General features: G+C 70.2%; 19 protein-coding genes. 7 read left to right on the top strand and 12 right to left on the bottom strand.

Annotated elements, in window-relative coordinates:
- The 5 genes from IPK71_32975 to IPK71_32955 all read right to left on the bottom strand — a co-directional run bounded on the left by IPK71_32975 (window position 1) and on the right by IPK71_32955 (window position 8,934).
- On the bottom strand, window positions 1–2,223 hold the full coding sequence (locus tag IPK71_32975) for a hypothetical protein (GenBank protein ID MBK8218570.1): 2,223 nt from the start codon (window positions 2,221–2,223) through the stop codon (window positions 1–3).
- Between the two features lie 80 nt (window positions 2,224–2,303).
- The gene (locus IPK71_32970) at window positions 2,304–3,332 is read right to left on the bottom strand and encodes an NAD-binding protein (GenBank protein ID MBK8218569.1); all 1,029 of its coding nucleotides are present in this window, start codon (window positions 3,330–3,332) and stop codon (window positions 2,304–2,306) included.
- A 58-nt stretch (window positions 3,333–3,390) separates the two neighbouring features.
- Window positions 3,391–3,657, bottom strand: coding sequence for a hypothetical protein (locus IPK71_32965; GenBank protein MBK8218568.1), 267 nt, complete (start codon window positions 3,655–3,657; stop codon window positions 3,391–3,393).
- Window positions 3,658–3,667: 10 nt separating this feature from the next.
- Window positions 3,668–6,433 carry an Hsp70 family protein gene (locus IPK71_32960; protein ID MBK8218567.1) on the bottom strand — a complete coding sequence of 922 codons (2,766 nt, stop codon included), beginning with the start codon at window positions 6,431–6,433 and terminating at the stop codon, window positions 3,668–3,670.
- Entirely contained in the window at window positions 6,430–8,934 is a 2,505-nt protein-coding gene (locus tag IPK71_32955) for an Hsp70 family protein (protein MBK8218566.1), read from the bottom strand. Before IPK71_32955 ends, IPK71_32960 begins: the two co-directional genes overlap by 4 nt.
- Before the next feature lie 35 nt (window positions 8,935–8,969).
- On the opposite strand from IPK71_32955, the gene yccX reads away from it, so the two are divergent.
- Window positions 8,970–9,248, top strand: coding sequence for an acylphosphatase (yccX, locus tag IPK71_32950; GenBank protein ID MBK8218565.1), 279 nt, complete (start codon window positions 8,970–8,972; stop codon window positions 9,246–9,248).
- A gap of 92 nt (window positions 9,249–9,340) precedes the next feature.
- Window positions 9,341–10,210 (top strand): hypothetical protein, encoded by an 870-nt coding sequence (locus IPK71_32945; protein ID MBK8218564.1) that lies wholly within the window; start codon window positions 9,341–9,343, stop codon window positions 10,208–10,210.
- Between the two features lie 86 nt (window positions 10,211–10,296).
- Here IPK71_32945 and IPK71_32940 read toward each other — a convergent pair whose 3' ends face one another.
- Window positions 10,297–11,196, bottom strand: coding sequence for a hypothetical protein (locus IPK71_32940; GenBank protein MBK8218563.1), 900 nt, complete (start codon window positions 11,194–11,196; stop codon window positions 10,297–10,299).
- Between the two features lie 278 nt (window positions 11,197–11,474).
- Here IPK71_32940 and IPK71_32935 point away from each other — a divergent pair, with 278 nt between their 5' ends.
- The 3 genes from IPK71_32935 (at window position 11,475) to IPK71_32925 (ending at window position 15,159) form a co-directional block, all read left to right on the top strand.
- The gene (locus IPK71_32935; GenBank protein ID MBK8218562.1) at window positions 11,475–12,995 is read left to right on the top strand and encodes a hypothetical protein; all 1,521 of its coding nucleotides are present in this window, start codon (window positions 11,475–11,477) and stop codon (window positions 12,993–12,995) included.
- Between the two features lie 201 nt (window positions 12,996–13,196).
- A complete protein-coding gene (locus IPK71_32930; protein MBK8218561.1) occupies window positions 13,197–13,880 on the top strand; it encodes a hypothetical protein in 684 nt (227 codons plus the stop codon).
- 76 nt (window positions 13,881–13,956) lie between these two features.
- A complete protein-coding gene (locus tag IPK71_32925; GenBank protein MBK8218560.1) occupies window positions 13,957–15,159 on the top strand; it encodes a hypothetical protein in 1,203 nt (400 codons plus the stop codon).
- Between the two features lie 115 nt (window positions 15,160–15,274).
- Here IPK71_32925 and IPK71_32920 read toward each other — a convergent pair whose 3' ends face one another.
- From IPK71_32920 to rpsD, 4 genes are all read right to left on the bottom strand, one after another.
- The gene (locus IPK71_32920) at window positions 15,275–15,817 is read right to left on the bottom strand and encodes an NUDIX domain-containing protein (protein MBK8218559.1); all 543 of its coding nucleotides are present in this window, start codon (window positions 15,815–15,817) and stop codon (window positions 15,275–15,277) included.
- Between the two features lie 142 nt (window positions 15,818–15,959).
- Complete coding sequence (gene rplQ / locus IPK71_32915; protein MBK8218558.1) at window positions 15,960–16,436, bottom strand: 50S ribosomal protein L17; 477 nt, start codon at window positions 16,434–16,436, stop codon at window positions 15,960–15,962.
- 54 nt (window positions 16,437–16,490) lie between these two features.
- A complete protein-coding gene (locus IPK71_32910) occupies window positions 16,491–17,513 on the bottom strand; it encodes a DNA-directed RNA polymerase subunit alpha (protein MBK8218557.1) in 1,023 nt (340 codons plus the stop codon).
- A 230-nt stretch (window positions 17,514–17,743) separates the two neighbouring features.
- Entirely contained in the window at window positions 17,744–18,373 is a 630-nt protein-coding gene (gene rpsD / locus IPK71_32905) for a 30S ribosomal protein S4 (GenBank protein MBK8218556.1), read from the bottom strand.
- 276 nt (window positions 18,374–18,649) lie between these two features.
- Here rpsD and IPK71_32900 point away from each other — a divergent pair, with 276 nt between their 5' ends.
- Window positions 18,650–20,194 carry a hypothetical protein gene (locus tag IPK71_32900; protein ID MBK8218555.1) on the top strand — a complete coding sequence of 515 codons (1,545 nt, stop codon included), beginning with the start codon at window positions 18,650–18,652 and terminating at the stop codon, window positions 20,192–20,194.
- 272 nt (window positions 20,195–20,466) lie between these two features.
- Window positions 20,467–21,243: a DUF1554 domain-containing protein gene (locus IPK71_32895; protein ID MBK8218554.1), complete on the top strand. Its 777-nt coding sequence runs from the start codon at window positions 20,467–20,469 to the stop codon at window positions 21,241–21,243.
- A 40-nt stretch (window positions 21,244–21,283) separates the two neighbouring features.
- On the opposite strand, the gene IPK71_32890 is transcribed toward IPK71_32895, so the two are convergent.
- The gene (locus IPK71_32890; protein ID MBK8218553.1) at window positions 21,284–22,048 is read right to left on the bottom strand and encodes a CBS domain-containing protein; all 765 of its coding nucleotides are present in this window, start codon (window positions 22,046–22,048) and stop codon (window positions 21,284–21,286) included.
- A gap of 50 nt (window positions 22,049–22,098) precedes the next feature.
- Window positions 22,099–23,061, bottom strand: coding sequence for an FRG domain-containing protein (locus IPK71_32885; protein ID MBK8218552.1), 963 nt, complete (start codon window positions 23,059–23,061; stop codon window positions 22,099–22,101).
- Between the last annotated feature and the right edge of the window lie 20 nt (window positions 23,062–23,081).

Genomic DNA, 23,081 nt, shown 5'->3' with positions numbered 1-23,081 from the left:
TCAGGGGAGCCCCACGGCGGGGACGGGCCCGCCGATCGCGCCGCGATTGCCCGCGAGAAGGTCACGCGCGAGCGACACCTCCATGAGGTCGAGCCCCCCCTCTTTGAGCGCTCGACGGAGGTCCGCCTCGGCGCCCTTCGTGTCGCCGTCGACGCGCCTCGCGAGGCCGGAGTAGAAGAGCGCCTCGGTGCGCTGGGCCGGTGTCCGCGCCGCCGAGAGCAGCGCGTCGGCCGGCATTTTGCCGAGCCCGAACGAGGCCACCTTCCCGATCCAGCGAGGATCGTCGGCTGCTTGGGCGAGCACCTTCTCGGCGAGGCCGTCCGCGGGTGGCTTGCCGCGCGAACCGCGCTCGAGGGCGCGGGTCCAAGATGCATAATACACGAGATCCTCGCGCGAGACCTGCGCCGCCACGGCCCGCGCGAGCGCGCCTTGGGCGGCCTTCGTGTCGCCACGGAGGAGCGCGCGAGCGACCTGTTGCCCCAGGGTCGCTGCGATCTGCGCCTTGTCGCGCCCCGAGGCCTCGAGGGCGCGCTCGAGGGCACGTTCGGCCCCTGCGTCGTCGTCGAATCGGTCCGAGACGCGCGCGACGAGCCGCTCGGTGCGCGCGCGGAGGTCGCCCTCGGAGGCGGCGCGAGCGCGAGCGAGCTCCTCGAGGCACCGCCTGTACACCTGGCGCGCCCCTTCCTTGTCTCCCTCGTCGCGCAGGAGGTCTCCCTGGAAGAGCATGGCCTCTCCGCGAAGCGCCGGATCGCGCCGAGCGTCTTCGAGGACGAGCGCCTCGCGCACCTTCTCTTTGGCGTCGGCGATGCGCTGTTCGTGGGCGGCGATGCGGGCGAGCGCGAGCAGGACGGCGCCCGAACGCTCCTGTTTCGCCGCGGAAGCGAGCAGCGCCTCGCCTTGCGTGAGATACCCTGCGCGGAGCTCGAGCTCTCCCATGGCCGCGCGGACCGTCGCGGCGCTCGGGCGGGTTCGCCTCCCGAGCTTCGGATCGTCGGCGACGGCGAAGAGGGGGCCCGCGGCCACGAACGCGCGCCGGGCGGCCGCGAGGTCGTCGAGCTTGGCGGCGCGCAGGAGCGCGAGCAACGTAAGCTGCATCGCGCCGCTCACGATTTGAGGCTCGGGGTGGGCGCGCACCGCAGCGACCAGCACCGTGGGGGCGGCGTCGGGCATGCCGAGCTCGACGAGGGCTTCGGCCACGATCCCGGCCGTCTCCGGCACCTCTTGGTCGAGCCGGTAGGCCTCGGTGGCGATCGTGAAGGTGATGGTGCGGAGCAGCTCGAGGTCTTGGGGCGCGTCCTCCCCATCTCGGGAGGGAGCTCGGAGCGCGCGGGTGAGCGCCACCCAGGCCTCGGCGTCGGCCTTGTCGGTGACGCGCTCGAGGGCTTGGAGCACGTCGGGGCGCGCGATGTCTCGGGCGTCGGCCTTCTCGATCGCGGCGAGCGCGGACTTCGCGTCGGCGTCGCGGAGGTGCACGGCCGCGAGCACGGTCGCGCCCGTGCCGAGCGCGCGCAGGGCCTCGACGGCTTCGTCTCGATCGGGCTGCACGCGTCGCTCTCGGAAGATCCGCCGGACCTCGAACGCCTGCGCGATCCACGCCGACGTTCGCGCCGCGGCCTCTTCACGCGCGTCGACGCTCGGCTCGAGCATGCGGCGGGCCATCGCGGCCGTCTCGAGGGAGCCTGCGGCCTGCATGGCACCGCCCTTCGCCGTGTCGCGGGTCCACGCCTTGATGGACTCGAGGTGGTCGCGAGCGTCGGCGCGGTCGTTCTCCGGCAACACACGCACCAAGAGCTCGTAGATGGCGCGCGCGCGCCCGTCGTCGCCGCGCTTCGCGTACTCGGCCGCCGCGCCCCGGAGCGCCTTTCCACCGTCCGAGCCGAACGCGCCGTCGACGAGCTCGCCGGTCCGTACGAGCGAGAGTGCCCCACGGACGGCCGTGGTCCCTTCGTCGGGCATGCGCTCGTCGAAGCGCGACGCTGCGCGAGACATCTGACGCGCCAAGACACCCGCGAGGCGCGCCTTGCGCTCCGCGCTCCCCGGCTCGGCCATGAGGAGGTCGCGCACCGCCTCTGGGAACTTCGCGTCGCTCACCGGCTGCGCGGCGAGCGCGAGCTCACCCTGGGTCTTCGGGGGCCGGGGCGGCGGCGTGCCGCACCCGACGAGCGGGAGCGACGCGCCGAGGGCGATGAAGGCCACGACGAGCCGCTTCGTTCCGGGATGCATGGGGGAAGGTTACACGACGTTCGGAAAATTCGGGCGTTCCGCGTGCGTTCGAGGCGCGCCGATCGCTCCGCGCGGACCTGTCACACGAGGCCCGAGAGCTCCTCGGCGTCGGCGTCGAGCACGAGCCCGTCCCCCTCGGCGATCACCTTCGCGCCCGTGGCGCGTGTGTACCCGGTGGCGTCCTTCACGCGGAGCACCCGGAGGTCGAAGGTCCGCTCCAGGTCTTCGATCGTGCGACCCCTCGCTCGCGCGGGCGCGACGATCTCGCATACGACGCGGGTTCGCCCGTCGAGCCGGTACGCGCTCTTCACCCCGGCGAGCCGCGCGGAGAGGGCGATCACCGGCGCGGACAGAGCTGACGTGGAAAAGCTCTGGTCGAGCTCGAGCGCCCCGCCGACCTTGGCAGCGAGTCGCTGGTCGAACATGCGCATGACCACCCGGATGTTCGGGTTCATGCGCTTCGCGTCGAGGGCGATCTCGAGGTTCGCGAGATCGTCGTTCGTGGCGCAGACGACCGCCTTGGCCTTCGCGATGCCCGTGCCGGCGAGCAGCTCGTCGCGCCGTGCGTCACCCACGTGTACGGGAACCCCCTCGTCGCGCAGCGTGCGCACGAACTCGGAGGGCTCACGTTCGATGCCGACCGCGTCCTCGCCGAGGGCGCGAAGCTCCTCGATCACGCGGTAGCCCACGTGCCCGAGACCACACACGACCACATGATCCTTCAGTGTTTCCGTCATGATCCTCACCCAGAGCGCGTGGCGTCGCTCGCCCTCGAGCACCTCCCCACCGACCTTGGCGATGCCCTCTCCCACGAGCACCGCGCCGAAGAGCGGGGTCACGAAGAAGAGCACGCGTGACAGGGGAGTCGCGGGGAGCGGGTCGGTCGGCTCGAAGAAGAGCTGCGTGTAAATCGCGTAGACGCTCGCGGTCACGTCGGGGAGCTTCGCGCCCGCGCGCGCCGTGTCCCAGCGCACGAGGGCGGTGGCGAGCACGGTGTACGTCGCCATGACCGCGAGGGCCGGCCCGAGCCTCTTCGCTACGTAGGCGGCGATGCGGCCGCGCACGAGCATGGCGCGCACGAAGCGCGAACGGCGACGATGAGCCGGCACGCCCGAGAGGTAGCAGAAAGCGGCGGCGCTGGCCGGCTCGAAAGCGGCCCGTCGTGTGTCACGGCTCGAGCGCGACGACCCGGGTCCCCGCGGGCACGTCGGCCGCGCCGAGCCCGAGCACCCTCACGATGGCGAACGGGGGCCTCGGTCCGGAGACGTGCGCCACCACGAGCTCGGCGCGCGCCTCGAGCGTCGAGCCGTCGGGCCGCTCGAGGCGCACGTGGATGGCGCCCCGCTTTCCCTCGGGCGCGCTGATGCGAGGCGCGAGCTCGGTGCCACCGCGCACGTCGTACGCGGCCTCGACCACCACCAGGATCTCGCTCATGGAACCTGCCTCACGGGCCCTCTCCGTCGGCGTCTCGCACGAGCGTGAGACCTGGCGGGAGGTCGTCGTCGAAGAGCCCGACCTCGGCGAGCGCGTCCTCCGGGAGCACCACCTCGCGCACCATGCGCAGCCATGGCTCGTTCGGGACCGCCCGCGCCGCCTCGAGCTTCGCGAGGGTCGTCTTGCGCACACGCTCCGACACGTCGCGTGTGCGGTCCCCGGTGGCTCGCGCCAGAAGGCATGCGGCTCGGGAGAGCGCGCGGGTGTCCTTCTTCCACTCGGACCGCACGAGACGCTCGAGCCACGGCTCGATTTGGCTCACGGGCAGCACCTCGTGCAAGGAGCCGTAGCTCGGCACCCTCGCGCCGATCTTTCCGAGCGCGTCCCAGAGGCGGGGGTCGTCCTTCGCGCGCACGCGGTCGAAGAGCCACTCTCCGAAGAGCCCGCGGAGCCGAAGCGGCACACGCTCGAGGCTGGCCGCGAGGTGGACGAGCTCGTCTTGGGCGTCGGGCATGCGCTTCGGGCGCTTCGGGTTCGCTTCGTTCGGGGCGAGCACGCTCGCCGCGTAGTCGCCGATGCTCTCTTGCACGCGACGCGAGAGGCCGGGCGCGACGCGACGAAACGCGACGAAGAACGCCGCGAACCCGCGTGGCTCGTCGGGGAAGCCGAGCTTCCCGTCCCACGTCTTCTCGAACGACGCCACGCGCGCGGCGTCACCCTCGAAGCCTCGGCCCGGGCGTAGGCCGTGGCCGACGAGCTGGAACCACACCCGCTCGTGATCGGCGCTGCGCTTTCGAGAGCCCGGGTTCGCGAGCAAGACGTCGGCGATGGCCCGGGCCGTATCGACCGGCCAGGTGCCCTTCTCGCCGAGGACCTTCTCGAGCTCGCGCGGGAGGTCCTTGGTGGCTCGGGCGCCCTCGTCGGCCTTCTTCCCGAACACGGCGGTCACGAGCTCGATCGCGCGGTCTCGCGCCGGGGACGAGTGGGCCCGCGTCGGGCGGTTCGACGCGTGGCTTACCGGTGCGGGGGGGAGGATGGATGCGGGAGGCAGGGAGGGTGTGCCCTCGTCTCGCGGATCCAGGCGGAACGACAGGCGGAAAGCGCGCCCATGCTCGTTCACGCACTGCAAATCGAGGGTGCCCACGGCCGTGACCTCGCCGCGGACGACGACCTTGGCGCGGCCGACCTCTCCCGGCTCCCCCAGCTTGGCGACGAGGTCGGGGAGGGGAAAAAAGCGTGTGTCATCGAGCGCGACGACGGTCCCCGCCTCGCTCTTGTCGACGTCCGAGGCGAAGAGCGAGAAGCGCGCGCGCGTGCCGAGCGTAAGGAGGAACGGCGTGGTCGTCTCGAAGGTCGCCGACTCTTCGGCGAACCGCGGGACGACGCAGACCGCCTTCGCCACGCCGTCGCCTTCGTCACCGACACCCACGAAGTAGCTCCTCGCGCTGCCCCCGCGGATCTTGGCTCCGTCGCCACGGGCGAGGAGGCGCGCGTAGATGGCCGCCCCCCGCGCGACCGCGAGATCCGGATCCGGGTTCGGGAGCAGCACGGGCTCGGTCTCGAAGCACGCCGCGAGCCCCATCGTCAGCGCGCGTCTCAGTCGGTCCGCGCGAAATACCCCGCCGTTCAGGAAAATCGCCCGCACGTGCCCCTCGGATGCGTGCCGGGCGAGGAACGCAGCGACGTGCCGTGTGACGGCCGGGTCGCGCTCGTAGGGCAATCCCAGGCCGCGGAGCGCGGTGGTCGGACCGCGTGGAGCCTCGCCGCGCGCGACCACGGGGAAGAAGCCCGCCGAGACGATCTCCTCGGCGAGAGCCCTCGAGAGCGTCGCCGTACGGGACCCCCCCACGAGCTTCGAGCCTTGGCCGAGCAACGTCACGTTGGCTTCGACGGCGTCGGTCGAGAAGAGCCGCTCCTTCGCCGCGCGGCACGACGCCGCGAGCTCTCCGAAGCGGGCCGGAGAGAGCTTGTCCCCGGCCTGGACGAAGCGGTCCTCGAGCGCGTGTGCGAGCGCGAGGTCCATGTTGTCGCCGCCGAGGAGGAGGTGCCTCCCGCTCGCGACACGGGTGAGCGTCGGGCTCCCTTCGTGGTGCTCGATGCGCACGAGCGAGAGGTCGGTCGTCCCCCCTCCCACGTCGCACACGAGGACGAGCGAGCCCTCGGGCAGGCCCGCGAGCGTGGCCTCGGCGTCGTCGCGGGAGAGGTAGTCGTAGAGCGCCGCCACCGGCTCTTCCAGCAGGCGAAGGCTTGGCCCGAGCCCCGCGCGCTCGGCCGCGATGCGCGTGAGCTCGCGCGCGTCGTCGTCGAACGAGGCCGGCACCGTGAGGGCGACGATCGCCTCGCCGAGCGGCCTCTCGGGGTGCGCGGCCATCCATGCATGATGCACGTGCTCGAGCACGCGGTGCGCGGCGTCGCACGGAGAGATGCGTGGGCCGGCGAGGTCCTCCGAGATCCCGAACGGCAGGATGGCTGCGCGGCGGTCGGCCGCGGCGTGCCCGAGCCAGCTCTTGTGGCTCGGAACCCCTCGGGAGGGCACCTCGCCGGCGCGCGCCTTCGCGAACGCCCCTGGGAAAAAACCGGGATCTCCGGCGACCTCACCCGCGATGGGCGCGTAGAGGGTCGAGGGCAAGAGCTCGCGGGCCTCTTCGGTGTGCGCCGCCACTCGCTGCGGGATCGAGAGCACGCGGGGGAGCGTCTCTCCGGGCAGCACGAAGCCGACCACGGTGTTCGAGGTCCCGAGGTCGACGCCGAGCGCGACGCCGTGCCGGAGGCTCACGACCCGTCGCTCTCCCGCACACCGAGCTCGACCTTCCACCGCTCTCCAGGGAACCTAGGCGCGACGGGAACGGCCTCCACCAGCAAGGTGCCCACCTCGGTCACGCTGGACGCGAGGCGTACGGGCACGAGCTCGCCCGGCGCGCGCCCCTCGGCAGGCAGCTCGACCTCCACCGGCGACAGCTCCTCGAGGCCCGCGCTCGGTCCGACGTCGAGCTCGGTGCCGATGACGTCGTCGCGTCGGGTCGACGAGCCGAAGAACCGGAACGAGACCTTCTCGCCGACGACCGCGCCGAGATCGAGCGAGAGCTCCACCGGGGGGCTCCCTTCTTCGAGACCGAACGGCGCCACGCAGAGCGCGCTGAGGGGGGGCGCGATGCCCGGGACGGCGGGCGCGGCACCCTCGATGCCCACGTAGTACGACCTGGCCGTACCTCCGCGAATTCTCAAACCTTTTCCGTGCTTTGTGAGCGCATAGGCGGCGGCTCCGCGGGCCACGGCGAGGTCGAGATCGGCGCCTTCGAGCTCACGGACCGGCGAGCGCCCTTGGGCCGCGAGCCACGTGTCGAGGCAGCTTCGCACGCGCCCGCGCAAGGTCGCGCTCTTCATGACGCCGCCGTTGAAGAGCACGAGGTCCGGCAGGAGGAGCTCGGCCGGAGGCCTCGGGCTCGCTCCCTCGAGCGTGGAGAGCGCGTCTTTTTGGCGAGCGAGGAACGACGCGAGGTGCCGCGTGATGGCGGGATCTTGGGCGTAGGGCAGGCCGAGCTGCTGGAGGCCCACGCGAGGCCGAGAGACGGGCCGCGCCGACGACGCGACGACCGGGAAGAAGCCATCGACCAACGTCGCCTCGACCTCGCCGCGGACGAGCTCGGTGCGCAGCGTGCCTCCGACGAGCTTCGAGCCCCGCGACGCGATCGCGATGGGCGCGCTCTCGGGCGCTCCTTCCGAGAGCAAGGCCTCTTTGGCCGCGCGCGCCGCGTGGGCGAGCTGGGCTTGTTGCTGGCGATCGATCTCTTTGCCCTGCGCGACGAGCTTCTGCGTCGCGACGTGCGCCAGGGCGAGGTCCATGTTGTCTCCTCCGAGGAGGATGTGATCGCCCACGGCGACCCGACGGAGCTCGAGGGCGCCCTCGCGCTCGGTCGCGCAGATGGCGGAGAAGTCGGTCGTGCCGCCGCCCACGTCGCAGACGAGCAGCACGTCTCCGACGCGGATCTCTTTTCGCCACGCGTCGCCTCGGGCCGCGAGCCACGCGTAGAGGGCGGCCTGAGGCTCTTCGAGCAGCGTGACGTTCTCGAGGCCCGCGGCGTACGCGGCCTCGACGGTGAGCTCACGCGCCGCCGCGTCGAACGACGCCGGCACCGTGAGGACCACCTCCTGGCGCGCGAGCGCGAGCTCCGGATCGCCCTTCGCCACGCCGTGCTCCCACGCGTCGGCGATGTGCTCGAGGTAGCGGAACGAGGCCTCCACCGGGCTCACCTTCTCGACGTCCTCGGGGGCACCGAGGGGGAGGAGGGCCGCGCGACGATCGATGCCGGCGTGAGAGAGCCAGCTCTTGGCGCTCGTGACCACTCGGCCCGGAGCCTCGACACCCCGCGCCCGCGCGAGCTCCCCCACGACGTGCGCGCGGCGTTCGTCCCACGGGAGGGGCATGGCCCCGTCGGAGGCGTGCGGGGCGTAGTGGAACGAGGGCAGGAGGGCCTTCTCTCCGACGGTCCCTTTGGCGACGAGCTGAGGGATGTCGAGCACCTTCACCTCGCCCGCGCCACCCTCGGCGAGCTCGGCGTACGCGAGGGCCGAGTGGGTGGTGCCGAGATCGATCCCGACGACGTAGCGGCTCAAAGCTCGACCTCGGCCTGCGCGACCACCGAGGCGTCGTGACCCTCGACGGCGTGGGGGAGCTTCACGGCGGTGGCCTTCCACCCTCTGTGCTTGAGCGTTCCCTCGTAGGGGCCGTCTCCGGCGACGTTGCCCGTGAGCTTCGTGGTCTTGGCGTCGAAGCCCGATGGGAGCGTGACCTTCGTCCCCTCGTCGGCGGGGTGGATCGGCTCGAGGTCGACGTGGTCTTTCAGGGCCTTGCGGCACCCCGAGTGCACGACCCGCGCGGCGGCTCCGATGTCCGCGTCGGCGGCGCCTTCGACGTCCTCGAGCAAGAAGTCCACGAGCCGCCCTTCGCGTTGGAGGAGCGCGAGCAGGCTCAGGGCCGCGTCCGGGGTAGGCTTCGGCTCGGGTTTCGGCTCGGGCTTCGGCTCGGGAGCCGGGGGAAGCGCCTTGGGCTCGGGCATGCCGTCTTGCACGGCGAACACCCGGGCGGCGAAGGCTCCGTCGAAGAGGACCCGGAAAAAGCAGGAAAACGCCAGGAAGAAGCGCGTCGGGAAGGGCAGGTCGGACAGGGGGGCCACGGCGCGGAGCGTAGTCCAGCCGAAACGGGCGGGGAAGTGGCCGGGGAGGCGCCCGCGCCGGCCCGAGGGGGAATCGGCTCGCGGTCGTTTCCGAAGGTTGCATAGTCCACGGGTTTTCGGCTACGTTCTCGCCGCAGAATGGCTCAAAAGCGCGTGGTTCTCATCGTTCGGGGGCGGGTCCAAGGGGTCTTTTTTCGTGCGGCGACGCAGCGCGAAGCCCGGCGTCTCGGCATCACCGGGTGGGTGAAGAACCGCAACGACGGCAGCGTCGAGGTGCTCGCCGAAGGCGACGAGGACGCCATCAAGGAGCTCACGGGGTGGGCGAACCACGGTCCCTCGGCGGCCCGGGTCGACGCCGTCGACGTCCGCTGGCGTGGCTATACCGGCGAATTTCCTGAGTTTTCCATCCTCGAGTGAGTTTGGGTCACGCCCCGGGCCCGGCGCGTGGCGGTTCGAGCGCGGAGCGCGGTAGCCCGTGACCCCCGTGCGATCTCGCGTAGCATGAGGGCATGGGTCGTGGATGGGTGGTGGGGATCGCACTGGGCGCAGCGCTGGTCGGCTGTGGCCTCGACTTCGTGGTGGCGATCGAGCCCGAGCCCGCTCCCTCGGCCACGACCTCGACCTCGAGGCCTCCGCCCCCGCCGCCCCCGAAGGACGCCGAGGTCGACGCCGCACCGCCCATCGACGCCGCCGACGCAGGTCCCAACCCGGACGACGTGTCCGTGTCGTACGTGCTCGCGAGCGGCAAGCTCTACTCGTTCACGGTGCCAGGGCACACCTTCGTGGCGCTCACCTCCACCGCGTGCCCGTACTCGGGCGAAGTGGCCGTCTTCGACGACGGCACGGTCTACGTCGCCGGCGACTACGTCCTCACGAAGTGGACTTCCGACGTGGGATGCACCGAGGTCGCGCGGTCGAACGTCCAGCTCCCCGCGTCCCTCGCGACGGCGATCGTCGCCGGCAAAGAGGAGCTCGTCGGGTACGTGGGCATGCAGTTCGTCTCGATCGACCGGACGACGGCCGCGCGCACGATCCTCACCTCGGACGCGCTCGTGAACGTCGGGTTCCCGGGCGATTTGACCCGCATAGGACGCCGCCTCTTCGTCACCATCAACGCCTACGGAGCCAAGTGCGAAGGTGCCTACGACTGCGTGGTCGAGGTCGGGCCCGACGGGCGCCCGCTCGTGCCTCCGTCGAAGCAGAGCATGGCCCCGTTCACCGGCCTCTCGCACTCCGGCGGCAAGCTGCTCGCGTTCGGCTCCGGGAAGGCCATCGCGATCGAACCGGGCACGCTCGCGGTGGGCACCGAGGTGGCGACCGAGCCGTCATTCTCGTACCCGTCCGGGGCGGGCGCGCCGGCCTTCCCGCCGCGCCGCTGAGGCCCGTTCTCCAAGGCGAAAATACGGAGTGAGATCATCGATTTGCGGTGATGCCCGGTGGGTCTCCACGCGCGGGGCGCCGCGCCTCAGCGCGCGGTCGTGTCGAGCTTCTTCCACTCCGCGAGCATCGCCTCGAGCTCTTCGCGGGTCAGGGCGGCCTCGGGCGCGTCGTCCTCCATCGCGTCCCGAGCGGTCGAGCCCTTCGCCTTCGTGCCGAGGCCGAGGATGCGCCGCGTGATCTGCGCGACGCAGAGGCCCACCGTGTGCGTCATCTGGGCGCCGGTGCGTCGCGTGAGGAGCTCGCGAATCCCGATGGTGTCGAGCACGGTGACGACGTCACTCGGCGGGAGGAAGCACACCGAGCTTTCCTTCGCGGTGTAGCAGGCGGGGTGCGAGGCGAAGGCCTTGTCGAACACCTCTTCGCAGCGAGCCGCCGAGGCGCGCGGGCTCGAGAGGCTGCCCGCGGCGAGCACCTCGGGGACGAGGGCCTCTTGGAGGCAGTGCATCGTTCGTTCGACCCACTTCTGGCCCGTGGGAGAGAGCTTCGCGGACCGAAACGCGGTGCAGTATTTCTCGCCGAACCCGAGGGCATACCCCGCGTCTCCGCAGGGGGTCGAGCGCTCGAGGCACGCCGAGTAGAACGAGCAGTCGAGCGTGTGAGGGCTCGCGCACGCCTCGACGCTGGGGTACGCAGGGCCGGTCTCTTTGCACGGGCCGGAGCTCGCCGAGACGACCACCTTGCCGCTCGCGCCCTGCCGCCCGCACTTGGCCGCCGCGGCTCGGGCCTCGCCCTCGGTGCAGATCCGTTCGGCCTCGGCACGGCACGCGGCTCGCGAGGTGTCGTCCAAGGGGACGACCCGGGCGCGCGTGCCCGTGAGCGGGCTCTCGATCGAGGTCGTCTCTTCCACCTCGGACGCGCACCCCCCGACGGCGAGGGCGAGCACGAGGGAGGTCGTGGCGAAGACGGCAGGCGAGACGACGCGCATGGGCAGCTCCTAAACCCAGACCGTAGCAGCTTTGCCTACATGTGCATGCCCCGTGCTACATAGGGCGCGTATTCTTAGGTCCTCGGATCCTGACACCTTTTCGTTTCGGCAAGCGACGCGCGTGGGGAGTGGTCCTCGGCTCCGCCCTGCCACGAACGTGAAATCTCCGACGTGCTCGGCTACATGACCCGCACGGCCGTGGCGGGCTCGCTCCCGCCCTCGCTTTTCCTCGGCGCCTGGAATCGGCGCCCCTCCACTGGCCGTTCTTGCTCACGACCATGAAGCTCTCCGCCCCGCTCCTCTCGTTCGTGCCGCCTCGCTCTTCCAAAGGGCTCCCGGCGATCTCCGCGTTCGTCCTCGCGCTCGCGCTCGGGCTCGGTGCGCCCGGCACGGCGTCGGCGGAGGCGCCGGCCAAGGGCGCTCCGTCGGTCGATGCGAAGGAGCCTCAAGCCGCGCCCACGAAGGATCAGGCGGGCGCCCAGTCGTTCGAAGAGGTCGATCGCATGATCGCCGCCGCGGTCGACACGACGGGAGAGCCCCAGAAGAAGGCCCTCGAAGCGCTCGGTCGTCTCGGGCCCGACGCGATCCCGGCCCTCACCAAGAAGCTCCACGAGCTCCGGAAGGAGCGCCAGGGAGGGGTCTTCGCGGCGGTGAAGCTCGTGAAAGAGGCCAACTCCGGCAAGCTCGCTCCGGAGGGGGGAGATCTCGTCGATGGTCTGCTCAAGGTCGGTCGGAGCGACGGAGGTGGGTACAAGGCCACGCTGTCGATAGCGCTCTGCCTGCGTGTGCTCGCGAAGATCGGGACGACCCCGGCGCTCAAGCCCCTCGTGCACGTGGCGGCCTACCACGACGGCGCGCTCCGCCCCGAGGTCACGCGGGTCGTGAAGGCGCTCGGCGAGAAGGCCGTCCCCGCGCTCATCGGCCTTCGCCGCTCGGATCAAGACCTGCGGCGATGGGCCATCGTCACGCTCGAGGGCATGGGCAAGCGTGTCCCCGGCGACGCCGTGCAGACCACGAACGGCGAGCTCCTGGCCGACGTGCTCCGGGCGTACGCCGAGGTGAAAGAGAACGACGCGATCGGGGTCATCATCTCGTTCGTGAACACCGATCGGGCACTCGTGCGCCAGGCCGCGCGCGAGTCGATCCTCGTCTTCGGTCAAGACGCGGTGTGGAAGCTCCGCGAGGCGTACACGAACCTCACGGGCAAGGCACCCGGCGAGGGATGGAACGCCGAGCAGACGGCGAAAGAGCTGTTTTCTGCCTACGACCGCGCGCGCCTCGAAGAGGTGTACGTCGTGCTCGACGAAGGGCTCGCCAAACAGAAAGAGGGCAAGCTCGACGACGCCCTCGCCGCGTTCGACAAGGTGCTCGCGCGCCAGCCGCTCATCGACCGCCGCGTCGAGATGGTGCCCGCGTACCTCGCTCGCGCCGAAGAGCTCGTCGAGAAGAACGATCTCCCGAACGCGCTCGCGTTCTACCGCAAGGCCGCGCGCCTCGAGGGAGAGGGCGCACGCGCGCCCAAGATCCAGGCCGACATCGCCTTCCTCGAAGGCAAAGAGCTCCAAGGCCGGGGGATCGCCGACACGGAGCCCTTCCGGCGCGCGCTCGCCCTCGATCCGGGGCACCCCAAGGCTCGCGCCGAGCTCGACCGCCTCGAGGCCGCGAGCGAAGCCTCGACCGACCACACACGCAGGTACGCCGCGGCCGGCGCCGTGCTCGCCGTCGGGGTCATGGGCATTTTCCTCTTCGGGGGCAAGGCGCCGCGTCGTCGTCGCCCGACCGCCGCTTCGGAGGGCTGAAGCGTCGATTCGTGCCGGGGCCGGGAAGGTCTCGGTGACGTCTCCGTACGATGGGGCATGCCGGGCCCGAGCCTCCTTCGTCGCGTGGCGCCTCGAGCGTCGAAAATCTCGAATGAGATCGATGCTTTGCGTCAAAATGACGCGCGAATGACGCCAGAGCATTTGCGAGGTAGGCCGATGTGGGTTACGTCCATCCCCGCCATGGGACGCGCCGCTCTCACTTCGACGTTGCTGGCTCTCACGCTGCTCGCGTGTGGCAACCCGCCGGTCGGTGAGCCGCCCACGGGAGCCATCGAAGAAGACGACTCGGCCCCCGCCGCGGTCACGCTCGACGGTCGAGGCACGTTCTTCCTGCTCCGTGAAGATGCCCAGGGCATCCACGTTCGCCGCGCCAACTACGACGAGATCGAGTGCCCGGACGGCGCGCGCGCCATCGAGTGCCACGTGAGCACGATGCGGGCGCCCGCGATCGCGGCCGAGCGTGTCCCCGAGACGCTCTTTCGAGGGCAGCTCGTCTCGGAGGGGGGCGAGGGTGTCTTCGTCGCGTCCGAGGTGTGGAGCCCGGACGTCCTCCTCGGGAAGGTGCCGCGAGGCACGTTTTTCCGGGTCGAGAAGGCCGATCTCCTCTGCGCGAAGGCCCCTTGCCCGAGCATGCGCCAGGCGAAGCTCAACTCGAAGGCCCCGGCCCAGTACCTCCAGACGCTCTCGATCGACGACGACCTCGGCACCAAGGAGCGGCGTGAGGCGGCCATCGGAGAGGCGCACGCCAGCGCGATCCTCGTGGTCGGAGAGAACAACCCGCGCCGCGAGGGGCTGAGCCTCGAGGTGAAGCAGTACTACCGCCGCGTGGACGCGCCGGCCACGGCCGACCTCTCCGAGCCGTAGCCGCCTTCGTGAGTGAAACGCGCCATGTAAGGCGCGCGTCGGCGGCGCACCGCCGAATTCGTGGTAACGCCAAGCCATGCGCGTAAGACTGCTCGCTTTTTTGTCGCTCGCCGCCGCGTTCGTCGTGGCGCCGCTCGCGTGTGGATCCACCGAAGGGACGGCCGACGACGCCGGCGCGACCCCGCAAGGGACGGTGGCGCCTCCGGGCCCGAGCACGTCGGCCTCCGTTCCCGCGAAGGACGCGGCCTCGGCCCCCGATGCCGTGGCGAACGACGCGAGCGCCGACGGATCGATCGACGCCCCGACCGACGGGCCGAAGGTGCCCCCGATCGTGGCGCCGGCGAACACGTGGACGTACGTGCCCATCCCCGGGATGGTCTGCGGCAACGGCAGCCAGACGGGCATCGCCGTGAACCCCGCCAGCGATCCGGCCGCGCCCGTGCTCTTCCTCTTGATGGGCGGCGGGGCGTGCTGGAACGACGTGACCTGCCTCGGCGGCGCGGCCTCCAACCTGGACACGGAGATCGACGAAGCGGCCATTCGGGCCGACATCGCGCGCTTCCCGATCCTGTTCGATCGCGCCCTCGCCGACAACGCGTTCAAGACGCACTCGTACGTCTTCGTGCCGTATTGCACGGGCGATCTCCACGCGGGAAACGCCCAGAAGACGTACCGGCTCCTCACCAAATCGCAGACCATCGAGCACCGCGGCGCCCGCAACCTCGACGCCCTCTTGCCCCACGTCGCCGCCACGTTCCCACGCGCGCCCAAGGTGGTCATCGGAGGAGGCAGCGCGGGCGGCTTCGGCACGATGCTCGGCTACCACCAGTTCCGCGCGTACTTCCCGGCGCAGCGCCTCGACATCCTGAACGACTCGGGCACGCCCATCGAGCCCTCGGGCAGCATCTGGGGAGACATGCAGAGTGCATGGAACATGAGGCTGCCCGCTTCGTGTGTAGGATGCACGCAAGACCCGCGCGCGATCTTGCCGTACCTCGCGACCCAGATGGGCCCTCAGGCGCGCTTCGGCCTCCTCACCTACACCGAGGACCGCACGATCCGCTCGTTCACCGGCGTGCTCCTCCCGCAGCAGTTCTCGGCCGCCGTGAGCGAGCTCAAGACGCGCCTCGGACCGCGCCAGAAGATGTTCGTGGTGGGCGGGGACGATCACGTCATCATCAAGCAGAACCCGCTGCCGTCGGCGCAGGGCGTGTCGGCCGTCACGTGGCTCCAGCGCTTCGCGAGCGACGATCCGGCGTGGGACACCGTCGGCCCCTGAGGCAAGTCGCACCTCGGAGCGCGCTCGCCGCCCCTCGCCGTGGGATGGCGGCGGGGGAGCGGTTCGAGGTCGTGCGCGCGTGGTCTCTCGCGACGCGGGAGAGGGGCTTACGTCGTCACGCCGTGCGCACCTCGCCGAGCACCAGCACCGCGCCCCTCGGGGCCTCGAGGGCCTCGCGCTCGTAGGGGATGAGCTCGTCCGAAAAAGCGCTCGGATGCACCCACGCCGAGCCCGAGGATTTCTCCGGCTCGGCCGCGTGAGCTTCGCCCTCCCAGCGCACCGCACGGAAAAACAGGTGAAGGTACGGGGCGACCTTCCACCTGCCGTGCACGGTCGCGACGTGCTCGAGGTCGTCGGGGCGCACGACGACGCCCGCCTCTTCGAGGGTCTCCCGGGCCGCCGCTTCGAGCACGCTCTCGCCCTCCTCGAGGTGACCCGAGGGCAGGGACAGCTTCCCGTCCATGAAGCCCGTGCCTGCACGCCGCACGAAGAAGATCGCGCCGTCCTCGCGCGCGACGACGACGTGAACGGCGACACGGACCGTGTGACGCGGAGGCACGATGCCCACCGTAGCTCGCTCTCCGCCCATCGTCCCGGCTCGAGGGCGCACGATCGAGGGAGCGCTCGCCGCAGGGCTCGGACGTCGAGAGAGGCGCATGGCTCGAGAGATGTCGCGCCCTCGACCGACGTCTCAGCTCGTCCACACGTCGAACGAAAAGCTCGCCCGACAAAAAGGAGAAGGCGTGACCCCGAAGAGCCACGCCTTTCTCTCGTGATTTCGAGCCCTTACGGGCGCTGGATCACTTGGCCTCGGCCTCTTGGGCCTTCGCGTCGCCGACGAACTCGATGATCGACATCGGGGCGTTGTCGCCGCGGCGGGGGCCGAACTTCACGATGCGCGTGTAACCGCCGGGGCGGCCCTTGAAGCGCTTCGCGAGGTCGATGAGGATCTTCTCGACGAGGTCGACCTTCTTGGCTTCGCCGCCCGACTCGGTGCGGGTGCCGAAGCGCGGGATGAACGAGCCGATGAGGCGCTGCACGTGGAGGCGGCGGGCCTTGTCGGCGTCCGAGAGCTGAGCCTGCGCGGTGAACGCCACGTCGCCGAGGCGCACGGCCTTGGTGATGAGGCGCTCGGCCACGCGGCGGAGCTCTTTGGCCTTCGCATCGGTGGTCTCGATGCGCTCGTGGAGCACGAGGTTCGCGGTGAGGTTCCGGAACATCGCGCGGCGGTGGCTCGTGTTGCGGCCGAACTTGCGGCCGAGATTTCCGTGACGCATTGAAAAATCCTAACTTTCTGAAACTTGGGGGAGAGCGCGCCGTGAGGCGGCGCTTCAGGCCTGGGCTTGCTGGGCCTTCCAGCGCTCGAGCATCTGGGGCCAGTTTTCGATCTTCATGCCGAGCGAGAGGCCCATGTTCTGAAGGATCTCTTTGATCTCCTTCAGGGACTTGCGGCCGAAGTTCTTGGTCTTCAGCATGTCCTGCTCCGAGCGCTGAACGAGCTCGCCGATGAGGCTGATGTTCGCGTTCTGGAGGCAGTTGGCCGAGCGGACCGAGAGCTCGAGCTCGTCGACCGAGCGGAAGAGGTTCTCGTTGAGGGGCGCGTCCTCGGCATCGCCGGCGACGTAGGCCGTCTCTTCGGTCTCTTCGAAGTTGATGAAGATGGAGAGCTGCTCCTTCAGGATCTTGGCCGCGTAGGCGACCGCGTCCTGGGGCTTCACGCTCCCGTTCGTCCACACCTCGAGGGTGAGCTTGTCGTAATCGGTGACCTGGCCGACACGAGCGTTCGTGACGGTGTAGTTCACCTTACGGATCGGCGAGAAGAGCGCGTCGATCGGGATGGTGCCGATGCTCATCGTCGGCGTCTTGTTCTTCTCGGCCGGCACGTAGCCGCGGCCCACGTTGACCGTGAGCTCCATCTGCACGGGGCCCTTCTTGTCGAGGGTCGCGATGAGGTGGTCCGGGTTGAGGACGCTGAGCCCGTCGGTGAGCTGGATGTCCTTCGCGAAGACGGGGCCGGGGCCCTCCTTCTCGAGGCGCACCTGGTACGTCTTGACGGTGGCCGACTTGAGGACGACTTCCTTCAGGTTGAGGATGATGTCGGTCACGTCCTCGACGACGTCGCTCACCGTGGTGAACTCGTGGAGCGCACCCTCGACCTTGACGGCTGTGATCGCGGCGCCCTGGAGCGACGAGAGCAGGATGCGGCGCAGCGAGTTGCCGAGCGTGATGCCGTAGCCGCGCTCGAGGGGCTCGCAGGTGAATTTCCCGTAGAAGTCGGTGAGGGTCTCCGACTCGATGTGGATCCCACGGGGACGAATGAGGTCGCGCCAGTTGCGCGTGACGATGTTCGACATGTGTTTCTCTGCTTTCGTGCGCGGCTCGTCGGGTTCACGCGGCGGTCAGGGAAGGACGAGAACCCGCTCTCGTCGCTTCGCATCCTGCCACCAGGCCGTGTCGCCCCCGGAGCCTCGGGGGCATGAGAGTCGTCGTCCCGCGTCTCGCGCGCTCTCTCGAGAGGGCGTGCGCGGGTGGCTTCGCCGAGGGCCCGAGGGGAGTGCCCCGAGCCCTGGTTCCGCCGGCGGCTTCAGCGCGAGTAGTACTCGACGATGAGCTGCTCTTTGATGACCGGCTCGTTGAGCTCCTCGCGGACGGGGGCGCCCTTGAAGGTGCCGGCGAAGTTCGCCTTGTCGAGCTCGAGCCACGACAGCATCGGGCGCTTCTCGACCGTGGCGAGCGAGGCCACGATGTTGTTGATCTTGCGGCTCGGCTCGCGGACCTCGATCTTGTCGCCGGCCTTGAGCTGGTACGACGGGATGTTGACGCGCTTGCCGTTCACGAGGAAGTGGTTGTGCTTCACGAGCTGGCGCGCCTCGGCGCGGGTGAAGGTGAAGCCCATGCGGTGCACGACGTTGTCGAGGCGGCTCTCGAGGAGGCCGAGCATCTGCTCGCCCGTGCGGCCCTTCTTGCGGGTCGCGGCGAAGTAGTAGGCGCGGAACTGCTTCTCGACGAGGCCGTAGATGCGGCGGGTCTTCTGCTTCTCGCGGAGGCGGACCGCGTACTCGGAGAGCTTGATGCGGGCCTGGCCGTGCTGGCCCGGGGGGTAGGGGCGGCGCGTCTGCGCGCACTTCTCGGTGTAACAACGCTCGCCCTTGAGGAAGAGCTTCATGCCCTCACGGCGGCAAAGCTTGCACACTGCACCAATATAACGAGCCATGCGTTTTCGACCTTTCGAGCCGGGCTTTTGGCCCGGACGGAACCGGTTTACACACGCACGAAGGGGGCCTTCGGTCGTGGGTCATCCCGGAGTTTCCCCGCCTCGGCGGGGTGGGAGCCGCGCTTTTTAGCCGTCTCTTTCGGGAACGCAAGGACAATCGGTGCGCAGGGTGCTCGTGTGTTCAGTGGAAATCGACGGGGGCGCGTGGCCTGGGGCCGTGCGGGCTCCTTGGCACCTCGAGGGAAGCCCGGCGCCCTCGCCGCGTAGGATGGGGCGATGCACTCCTCGGCCAACCTCTTCCGTCTTCGTCGTCCCCTCCTCCCCGTGCTCGCGTCCCTCTCGGTGGTCGCGTCGACCGTCGCGTGCGGCGGCGGTGGCGTGCCCCCCACGATGGCCGGGCGCCAAGGCATGCTCTCGCAGACCGCCGTCGCCCAGAAGTGCGAAGAGGCGGCCAAGGGGCACGACCGCCCGTTCGTCGTCGAGTGGGACGCGACCGACCTCGCGAGCTTCGAGGCCAAGGCCGCCCGCGACACGATCTTCGTCAAGTACGAGGGCTGCAAGCTCGTGGTGCTCGATCGCTGCTCCGACGGGGTGGTCTCGGGCAAGCTCGGCTCGTACGGCACCCCTCAGTTTACGACGGGCACCGTCCAGGGCTTCGAGATCAAGAACGAGGGCGAGCTCTACGCGAAGCTTCCCCTCGGCGCCGCGAACCTCTCGGGCCGCGTGCAAGCCGGCGAGTCGCTCGCGCTCAAGTACTTCGTGTCGGGCGTGGCGCAGAACACGCGCGACGCGATCTACACGAGCGACGTGAAGGCGAACCCGGGCTGCGCCGGCGCCACCCACTTCGTGTGGGCCTACAACCTCGGCGCGTTCGAGCTCGCGAGCGCCGCGAATTCGTCGGCCGAGGTCGAGGCGTCGGGCCCCATGGCCGCGGGCGGCGGGAAAAAGAGCCACGCGGAGAAGGCCGTGTCGAGCGGCGGCAAGCTCGCCTCGTGCGAGACCCAGGATCAGCGCGCGTGCCGCGTGCCCATCCGCCTCGCCCTGCGCACCATCACGGCCGGAGAGAACCCGCTCTCGCAGGCCGCCCCCGCGAAGCCCGACGCCCCCGCGGCACCGGGCGCCGACTCGCCCGAGGCCCAGGCGAAGCAGCTCCTCAAGGAGGCCATTCGCAAGTACGACCAAGGCGACGGCGTGGGCGCGCTCGAGCTCGCGAACCGCGCGATGGGCTTCGATCCTCGGCTGAAGAACGAGTACGACGAGGAGGTCGGCCCGCAAGACGATCGCCGCCCGGGCTTCATGGAGTTCCGCGCCCGCGCCGTCATGCTCGCGGGCAAATGCGACGACGGCCGAAAGGACTACCGCGCCGTGCTCTCGACCCGCGACCGCAAGCACGAGAAGACCGACTTCTTCCTCGATCGTGAGGTCGAGAAGGTCGCCAACGAGGTGTGCTCCTCGGCCACGGCCACCGTCCCCCGGGACTACATCACGCGCGCCTACCGCGAGCTCAAGGCCGCCGCCAAGGTGAAGGACGGCCCGCGGTGCAAGGCGCTCGCGGCGGGCGTGACCGAGCGCGTGCCCAAGCTCGACCAGAGCGCGACCACCAACAAGACGGGCTGGGATCTCGATCAGCGGGCCGCCTCCCTCGCCGGCAACGTCTACGATCCGGCCGCGATCTGCGTGGCCGAAAGCACGAAGAAGTGCGCCGAGGGCCTCGCGGTGCTGAAGAGCCAGTGCAAAAACGTGAAGATGTCGGGCTGCGACGACATCACGGCGAAGAACTGGGCCGCGCAGAAGGACCGGCTCAAGATCGACTGCAAGTGAGCCGCGCGCGAGGACCCGTTCGGGCCTCGTGAGGCTCCATTCGGGCCTCGGCTCGCCCGTTCGTGGGGCTCGGTCGCGAGAAATCGGCGCCTCGAGCCCCGTGAATGGCCGGCACGGTGCGTGCAACCTACACGCACGACACGCTTCCGACCGGGTGAGCCCTCCGGGGCTCCTCAGGTCCTACCTATTTCTCCGGTGCACTCCATCGGTCACCGCGGTGGCCGATGGAGGCCCGACGTCGAGGGGGGGCCGGTTCGGTGTACGCTGCACGTATGCGTACGCGTTCGGTGACTCTCGTAGGGCTCCTCGTGGTGGTGTCGGTCTCGGCGGGCTTCGCGGCGTGCGGCTCCGACCCTGAAGGTGGCGCGCTGCCCGACGCATCGATCTCGTCCGATGCGGCCACGGCGCGCGATGCATCTCCCGTCGACGCGGCCACGCCGGACGCGACGCCCGATGCCTCCCTCGACGCCCCGGCCGACGCGCCCGTGGACGCGCCGTCGGACGCCCCCGTCGACGCGGGGCCGCCTCGAGCGTTCCGCTACCTCTTCGCCACGGTGCCCGCCGCTCGGGCGTCGCTCTCGTCGATCGCGGCCGCCGACGCGCTCTGCGTGGCGGCGAAGCCCGCGCAGGTCGCCAAGGTGAAGGCGCTCCTCGTCGGGCCCACACGCACCGCGTGCACCACGGCCGACTGTGCGGTCGGCGGCGCGGGGGAGCACGTCGACTGGCCGCTCGCCCCGAGCACCGAGTACCGAAGGCTCGACGGCACGACCGTCCTCGGCACGACGAACGCGAAGGGCCTCTTCGACGTGCTCCGCGCCTCGGTCGACACGGTGGACGGCTTCGTGTGGACCGGGCTCGCCGCCAACGGCGCCAACACGTGGACCTCGTGGCTCACGAGCCCGTCCACCTGCGCCGCGTGGACGAGCACGAGCGGCCTGGTCCTCGGCGGCGCGGCGTATCGAGGCCCGTCCTACGTCAACGCGGCCTTCGGAGCCTTCATCGACGCGTGCGACAAGAGCTTCGCGATCTACTGCGCCGAGACCGACTGAGCTCGTACGCCATGCTGCGTCCGACGACGGGCTGGTGTGGTCAGATGTCGTCGAGGGTCATCACGGTGACGAGGTCGAAGCCGGTGACGATGCCCGAGATCGTCTCGTCCTTGAGGGCGAAGATGCGGCGAATGCCCATCTGCACGGCGTGGCCGGCGGCGCGGTAGAGCGGGGTCTTCTCGTCGAGGCAGATCGTCTCGTAGCTCATGATGCTCTCGACGGTGTCTCGCTCGGGGACCTTGCCCTTCATGCGTGCCCGGAGGGACTCGGTGTGGGTGTACGCGCCGACGGGCTTTTTTCCGTCGAGGACGACGAGGCCGCGGGTGTTGTCTTCTTTGAGGAGCGCGTCGGCCTTGGCGATGGTCTCGCTCACGCTCACCGTGACGACCGGCGTGTGCATCACGCGCGAGAGGGGCGCCTCGACGTGGTGGAAGAGCACGGCGCGCATGGCATCGCGTGTAGAATGCACGGCCACGGGGCGGCCCTTGCGGAGCACGATCACGCGGTTCGTCTTGCGGGCGAGCATGACCTCGGCGGCGCTGCGGAGGCTCGCGCCCTCGTCGATCGTGGCGACGTCCGTCGTCATGAGCTCCGCGACCGTCTTGGCCTCTTTGCCGGCCATCGTCCCGCGCCAGAGGTCGGTGGTGGAGAGGATGCCCACGAGCTTTTGGCCGTCCACCACGGGGAGCGCCGAGACGTCGCGCTCGACGAGCAGCGTGCGGGCCTCTTCGATGGGGGTGCTCGGCACCGTCCCGATGAGGGCGTGGCTCATGTACTCGCGGACGGGCGTGGACCAGAGGGGCATCCGAGCATCTTACACCTCGTCTTCGCGCACGGAACAGCCCAAAGGCCGTCTCACTCGGGTGTCCACGGGGTCCACCGCGCGCGCGGAATGTCCCATTTTTTGCGCTCTTTCAAGAACTGCGCGGCCCCCGCGAACCCGGGGAAGAGCGTCGCGTGGTTCACCCCGCGCATCGACAAGAGGCGCAGCGCTCTGCCCGCGCACGCGCTCGGCAGGACGAGCTTCCAGAGCACGGGGACGGTGCCGGGCTCCGTCAGCCGCGCGAGCCTCACGTCGAGCGGGGCGAGGTCGGCCGCGCGATCGTGCTGGCTCGGGAAGATGCTCGGGGCCAAGAACAAGCCCGCCTGCGCGTTCAGGTTCGGGTTCGACGACCGCGGCGCCGAGACGACCTGCACGGCGGGCAGCGCGCCCCCCCTCCGCCGGAAGCCGCGCCAGAGCACCCAGTCGAGATCGAGGGCGTACACGGCGAGCTCGACGGGCGGGGCCCCGACGGCGTCGACCACGGCGAAATAGAGCGCGACCTCCCAGCGCTCCGAGAAATCGAGGAGCCGCGTCGGTACGCCGTAGTGCTGTCCGAGCGCGAGCATCGAGAGCACCCGGTGCGACGGGAACCCGACGCCCTCGAACTCTTCGTGGAGCTCGTTCCAGCCGCGAGGCGCGCGGAGCGCCTGCGTATCTTCGGGGATCGCGAGGCCCGTGCCGTCGACCGCGAGCAAGAACTCGCGCAGACGGAGAAACTCCGCCTCGGCCTGCTCGCGGTTCGTGGGGACCTCGCCCACGATCTTCGGCGCGTGCGAGTAGCCGAGCTCGGCGCCCTTCCGGAACGCCGAGGGGAGGAGCGCCCATGTCGCGTCGCGCTGGCCGCGGAACGCCCACTTGTGTCCCCCGGCCATGCCCTTCAGAGCCTCGATGTGCGTGATGAACGCCTCGACGTCCGGGAAACGGGCCTCCTGCATCAAGAAGCCAGGGCGCTCCTTGGGCGCGGTGCGTCGTCGTGTGGCCGTCGTCGTCCCCATGGTTTCGGGAGGGTCCCACG

It is taken from the genome of Myxococcales bacterium (genome assembly GCA_016712525.1).
Taxonomy (GTDB): Bacteria; Myxococcota_A; Polyangia; order Polyangiales; family Polyangiaceae; genus JAAFHV01.
Note: the sequence above shows the minus strand (reverse complement) of the source record. Positions and strands in the feature narration are given on the sequence as shown.